The 5783-nt window shown below is 65.3% G+C and carries 9 protein-coding genes; all 9 read right to left on the reverse strand.

The window, feature by feature from the left end; genetic code table 11:
* The coding region (locus NFH66_RS17660) for a relaxase/mobilization nuclease domain-containing protein (RefSeq protein WP_349611790.1) at nt 1-620 on the reverse strand (620 nt) is incomplete at its 3' end.
* The gene (locus tag NFH66_RS17665; protein ID WP_349611791.1) at nt 617-1081 is read right to left on the reverse strand and encodes a MobC family plasmid mobilization relaxosome protein; all 465 of its coding nucleotides are present in this window, start codon (nt 1079-1081) and stop codon (nt 617-619) included. The genes NFH66_RS17660 and NFH66_RS17665, both read right to left, overlap by 4 nt.
* A 75-nt stretch (nt 1082-1156) precedes the next feature.
* The gene (locus tag NFH66_RS17670) at nt 1157-2077 is read right to left on the reverse strand and encodes a DNA-binding protein (RefSeq protein ID WP_349611792.1); all 921 of its coding nucleotides are present in this window, start codon (nt 2075-2077) and stop codon (nt 1157-1159) included.
* A 243-nt stretch (nt 2078-2320) separates the two neighbouring features.
* Nucleotides 2321-2488 (reverse strand): hypothetical protein, encoded by a 168-nt coding sequence (locus NFH66_RS17675; protein WP_349611794.1) that lies wholly within the window; start codon nt 2486-2488, stop codon nt 2321-2323.
* A gap of 897 nt (nt 2489-3385) precedes the next feature.
* Nucleotides 3386-4312 (reverse strand): replication initiation protein, encoded by a 927-nt coding sequence (locus tag NFH66_RS17680; RefSeq protein WP_349611796.1) that lies wholly within the window; start codon nt 4310-4312, stop codon nt 3386-3388.
* A 136-nt stretch (nt 4313-4448) separates the two neighbouring features.
* Nucleotides 4449-4664 (reverse strand): type II toxin-antitoxin system RelE family toxin, encoded by a 216-nt coding sequence (locus tag NFH66_RS17685; RefSeq protein WP_349611798.1) that lies wholly within the window; start codon nt 4662-4664, stop codon nt 4449-4451.
* Between the two features lie 34 nt (nt 4665-4698).
* Nucleotides 4699-4923 carry a type II toxin-antitoxin system RelB family antitoxin gene (gene relB, locus NFH66_RS17690; protein WP_349611800.1) on the reverse strand — a complete coding sequence of 75 codons (225 nt, stop codon included), beginning with the start codon at nt 4921-4923 and terminating at the stop codon, nt 4699-4701.
* A 111-nt stretch (nt 4924-5034) separates the two neighbouring features.
* A complete protein-coding gene (locus tag NFH66_RS17695) occupies nt 5035-5262 on the reverse strand; it encodes an MbeD family mobilization/exclusion protein (protein WP_349611801.1) in 228 nt (75 codons plus the stop codon).
* Complete coding sequence (locus tag NFH66_RS17700) at nt 5263-5715, reverse strand: MbeB family mobilization protein (RefSeq protein ID WP_349611802.1); 453 nt, start codon at nt 5713-5715, stop codon at nt 5263-5265.
* Nucleotides 5716-5783: the final 68 nt, after the last annotated feature.

Below are 5783 nucleotides of genomic sequence, written 5' to 3' on the forward strand. Positions count from 1 at the left end.
TGGCGCGTCACCTCGAAGCCCGCGCCCTCCAGGGCGGCCACCACTTCACTCCGGTTCGTCACCTCGCCCCGCTCGGCCAGGGACAGCAGGCCATCGGTGATCTGCCGCTGCGCCTGCACCCGCTCGCGGGGCAGGTCCGAGGGGTACGTCAGGGCCCGCTGGTTGGCGGGGTCGTCGGGGTCGTGCAGCTCGTATTTGGCGTTAACCAGACCCTTCCAGGCGTCGATCCGGGGCCGGTCGGCCCGGTCGTAGTAGGGCTGGAGCCGCTTGCCGCTGGTCAGCTCGACGTTCGGCACCACGAAGTTCAGTTCCAGCCGGTCCTTGTCGCGGTGCTCGACCCACAGGCAGTCGTACTGGTCGCCATCGAGGCCCGGCAGCAGCGCGGCCTCGAACGAATCCATGATCTCCCCCTTGGTGGCGGCATCCAGGTCGGGCTCCTGGAACGACAGCACGCCGGAGGTGTACCGCTTGGCGTACTGGCTGCTGTCGATCAGCGCCTCGGTCTGGTCGGGGTCGCCGCGCAGCAGCTCGGCGCCCTCACGGTCGCGTTCCTTGCCCAGCAGGTACTCCACGGGGCCCGCGCCGCGCCCGGTGCCGCGCCGGGTGAACTTGACGATCATCGGTGCAAGGCCCTCAGCTCGGCCAGCTCGCGCTCCACGGCGGCCAGGGCGGCGATCACCTGCACCTTGTCCACGGCTCCCCATTCGCCGCTGTTCACGCGCCGCGCGATCTGGTTCAGGTTGTTGCCGATCCCGGCAAGCTGCCGCAACAGCGCCGGGTCGGCGGGCTCGGGCGCCTGGGTCTGGCGCACCCAGTCGCCGTCAGGGTTCAGGCACTGCTCGCGCATCCACGCCGCCAGCCGCGCCTTGGGGCACCGCCACTTGAGGGTTTCGTACTCCTCGGCGGTGCAGCGCACCTTGATGACCTTCTCCCGCTTGGGCTCGGCGCCGGGCGCCGTCAGGGGCGGGCGGCCCTTGCCGCGCCTCACCAGCCGGTCGCCCTGGTACCGGTGCGCATCCTCCGCCCACTGCTCGTCCAGCTCGGGCGCGTCGTCCTGGTCGGGGTGCTTGTCGTCAGCCATCACTCGTCCTCGTTGATCGCGTCGAATACCGCCCGGCGGGATGCCGTCCCGCTAAACCCAGCTCACCGGGCGGGTTTACTCCAATGGCAACGACGGCTGATCGTCTCGTTGCCGTTTCTGGCTCTCCAGGGCCTCCAGGCGGGCCGCTAGGGCCTCGGTCCGGGTCTCGGCCTTGGTGCGCCCCTGCGCGGCCTCCTGGGCCGTCTGACGGGCTTCCTGGGCTTGCTGCTCCAGGGCAGCCAGCCGCTCCCGGTACTCGTCGCGCTGTTCGGCCAGGGCCTGGCGGTGTGCCTGGGCGTCCTGCTGGCGGGCCTGCCGCTCCTCCTGGAGCGCCTGGGCGCGCTCCTCGGCCTGTTGCTGGGCGGCCTCGGTGCGGGTCTCGGCCACCGCCAGGGCACGCTCGGCCTCGATCCGTCCCTGGTCGGCCTGCTTGGCCTCGCGCTGCGCCTCGATGCGGGCCTGACGCTCCTCGTCGCGCTGTTCCTCCAAGGTCTGGCAGCGGTTGCGGGCCTCGGCCAGTTGCTGCCGGGCGTCGTCGCGCTGGGCCTCCAGTTCCCGCACCCGCTCGCGGAACTCGGCCAGGGCGCTGCGTGCCTCGTCGCGCTCGCCGGTAACCCGGTCCCGCTCGCTTTCCAGCGCCTCGACCTGGGCGCTCAGCGTCTCGGCCTGCTCCTCCAGCTGCTCGCCGGTCTCGGCGAGCTGATCGGCGGTCTGCCGGGCGTCCAGAGCATCGGCCTCCGCATCGGCGCGGGCGGCGGACGCCTGGCGCTCGATCTCCTCGGCCAGGGCGGCGGCCAGCTCGTCAGGCAGCCGGGCAGCCTGTCGCTCGGCGGGCGCCTGAGCGGCCCGCCAGGCGGTCAGGTGCCGGTGGATGGTGTTGGGGCTGCCGCTTCCCAGCTCGGCGCGGACGCGCTGAATCGTGGGCTTTTCACCCTGCCCAACCAGGGCATCCGCGGCGGCGGCGACTTCGGCGTAGGTGATTCCGGGGCGTGCCATATCGTATCCCTCTTGGCTGAAGCGTATAACGTATTTCATATTATATTAAATACAGTACATAATACAATACAAAATACAGCCACACTACGAAATATCCCGGCTACGGGGCGTGTTCGCGGCGTCCCGGCATGGAAAACCCCACGATGGCGGGATTTGAGTGGCCAGACGCCAGCCTGCTCAGCACGAACCTCGGGTCGCCCTCGACGCGGCTCACAGCGCCCCTCGATGACCTGCTGCCGCGCCTTACTCGTCGGCGTCCTCCGAAATCCACACGGTCGCCAAGGCCAACGCCTCGTCGTGGTCCTGGAACTCCTGGTGATCGACCTCCGCACCATCCGCAAGGAGGCAGACCATCCAGCCGCCTCCCAGGGCCGGAGGGATCGGAGTCAGGGTGAAATCACGCTCGGCCATGAATCCTCCTGGTGTGATCCAGCGCCACCGCCCACGCCGCGACCGCTTGAGGCGGTCCCGCCCTGGTCGGTGGCTTCGGGGGGTGTTGGGGGGCGCAGCCCCCTGACCCAGCTCACAGAGGCCCAGACGAGCGAAGCGAGTCAAAGGGCCCTCTGTGTATGCTGGCTTATGGTCAGAGAAGGTGCAAGCGCCCTTATTGCTTCCCTATAAAGAGGAAAGCCACCTCTGGAAAGAACACGGATGCACTAAATAAAGGGGCAACGGGAAAAGGAGGTATTAATGGAAGCACTCATCATCGTGCTGGTCCTGATCGCATATATTCTCAAATGATCAGGCTAACGCGGCTCGGCTATCGGACCCGCGACTCGGGCCGGATCAAAGATCCGGCCTCGCTTGGGTCTGGGGGGGGGGGATGCCTCCCTACGGTCGGCAAGGTCGTTCCACACTGAAGAAGAACCCATCCAGCAGGGCTATTATCTGATATGGCTTCGAGTGCCACGCTACCGGTCAACGAGTCGTCCATGCAGGCGAACCTGCCGTAAGGTGTCTTCGAGGTAAAAGCTATCCATGACACTCCTTATCCTTTCGTAGTCCTGATCGGAGTACCTCTGGTGCTTCATGGCTTCAAAAAGCTTCCCTAGGGCTACCGAAATACCCGCTTTTACCTCTGGTTCGTCCTTGTACGCACTAAACCCACTTTCGAGCACCATGGCGGCTGATACTAGCCGGTGTGGCGTCTCCCCCTCATATCCATGGAGTACCTCTGGCCTCAAAAGCCTGCATGATGTGATTAGCCCGTCGGCAACATCACTGGGATCCCCCTCTAAAAGGGATCCTCGCAGCATACTTCTGATAGTCCAATACACCCTTAACTCTCTGTAACTGCGACTCAATTTCTCAAAATACATCCCCCGCCCCCTTTTTTTTCCTTCGGTAATAGGTTCTTCGACTGACACCTAACGCAATCCAAGGCTGGGCTTCCTCCGCACTTCCCTTCCTTCTCACCTCACCAGACCGAACGCCGCCCTTGCGGCCCTGTGCGGCCTGCCAAGCGCTGAATGCAGCTGGGTTGAAGTTCCGGTGGGTGTAACGGGCCACGCTCTTAGCCGAGGCCCGTATCTCGCTCTCGGGGAGCGGAGTCTCAAAGTCGTTGTAGGCTCGTGCGCGGACCAACACCGCCTCATGCCAGCGGTCGTAATCCGGCCAGCCCTGACGGATCGCCCGGTAAGCCCAGCGGCGCAGGCGATCGAACAGGTTGCAGTTCCGGCCTAGCCCGTAGTCGGGCAGCCGCTTACGGCGGTCGCCATACTGCTCCAGGTCCAGCCAGCTATCCAGGTCACCCAACTCGTAGAGTCGGGGCTCCCACTCAGTGACACGCCAAAAGGGGTGGAGGGGGTTCTTGCAGATCAGACCGGCATAGCCTGCGTCGGCGTCCAGCAGGGCCCTCAGCGCGCAATCCACGGCCGCCGCGTAGCGCAGCGGCCCGGATCTCGCGTCTGGCGCCGTTCTAACCGGTACGTCCAGGCCATAGATCAGATGGGCGTGGCCGTTCTCGGGGTTCTGGGCCACGATCGTCGGCGGCGGGGCGCCACGGTCGTTCCAGTCCAGGGCAGCGCCGCTACGATCCACGTCGTAGACCAGCCAATAGCGATGCGTCGGGCCGTTGGGCTGGATATACCGGGCAGCGAGGGCCCTCTGTATATCGCGGATGCGCAGGCCATCGCCCAGGGTGTCGGTGTGGTAGGGCTTCCGGGGGAGCCGCTGACGGAAAAGCGCCAGATTCGTTGGTGCTGGGCCTTGGCAGGCCTCTGCGGGTTGGGTCACAATGTCCTCACGTTCTACGTGCACCCTCGTTCCCGTCATGCCGCCAAGCTATTCCGGGTTCGGGGGTGTTCCCTTTTGGACGCCCTATCGACGCTACTTCGTTGTTTTTACGCTCCTACGGCGCCACCGTCCAGCCTCAGCGGTAGACCTCCCGCCGGTGTCCGATACGGACCACCAGCACGCACACCCGCTCATCCTCGATCTGTGCGATCAGCCGATAGTCACCGACGCGATACCGCCACAGCTCGCCCATGTTGCCCTGTAACGGCTTGCCCAGCTGGCGAGGGTCCTCGAGCGGCTGCACCCTCTCGCGCAGGTAGTCGCGAATGCGCTTGGCCTCTGTGTGGCCCATTTTCTTCAGTTGCTTAACCGCCGCGTCCGTCAGCTCAATTTGCCAGCCCAAGCTCACGCTCCACGTCGTCCAGTGAGTGGGTGGCTTCATCGCCGCTGCGCAGGCGCTCCAGGGTCTGCTCGGCCAGGTAGGTGTCTTCCAGGTCCTCGAGGTGCTCGAGAATCGCCTCTCGGGCGTAATAGGTCTTAGTGCGCCCGGTGGCCTTGGCCAGGGCGTCGAGACGCTCCTCAATGTCGCTGGGCAGTCGAATCGCCAACATGGCGTGCACTCCTATCTAGGGTGATATACACGTATATCATAAGCCCGGGGCGGCCAGTTCGCTAGCGCTCCATCCCGAAATCGCGCCCACGCTGCTGACGTTGCCGCACTTTCACCGCCTCTTGGCCTCGGGCGTCCAGCGCGACACCCTCTCGCTCAAGTCGTTGACCTGCTTGCTCAAGCGTTGCACCTGGGCGCTCAGCGCCGCGTTGTCGGCCTGCGTAGCCTCGAACATGCTCTGCAAACTCTCGTAAGCGGCCTGCCACTCCCGATGCTGCGTCTCGTAGGCGCCCTGTAAGCTCTCGAAGGCGTTCAGCAGCTCGCGCTCCAGGTCGGTCATCTAGTACCCCTCCAGGATCCGGTATTCGCCGTTCTCGCCGTAGGCGGTGGCGCTCGGGTCGATCTTCGCGCATAGCCTCCGGCTCTCGCCGCAATGCGTCAGTTGGATCGCGCCGCCCTCCTGGGCCAGCCGCTCCAAGGTCGCGTTGTGGCTCGCGATCTCGTTGATCTGCCCCGTGATGTACCAGCTCATCGCGGCGATGGCGCCGGCGCCCAGCAGCAGGCTCAGGCAGACCGGGATGGTCACGGCCAGCCAGCTCCTTAGCGCGGTCCGCTGCAAGTTCCGGCTCTGGGCGCGGATAGCGGCGCTGGTTTTCCTCTCGCTTTCGTTCAACGCCTCGATCAAAGCGTCCTCGTAGTTCTCGAACGCGCTCCTCACGGCCTTCTCGGTATCGGCGGCTTGCGCCTTCGACCTCTGCTCGAAGGCCGTCGCCAACCGTGAAATCTCGCTCATACAGCTTCCCTCGCAGTCGTAACGGCTTGCCGCCCTCGGGGTCGGCCACGCTGATGCTGGTCTTGGTC

Source organism: Halomonas sp. H10-9-1, assembly GCF_040147005.1.
Lineage (GTDB): Bacteria > Pseudomonadota > Gammaproteobacteria > Pseudomonadales > Halomonadaceae > Halomonas.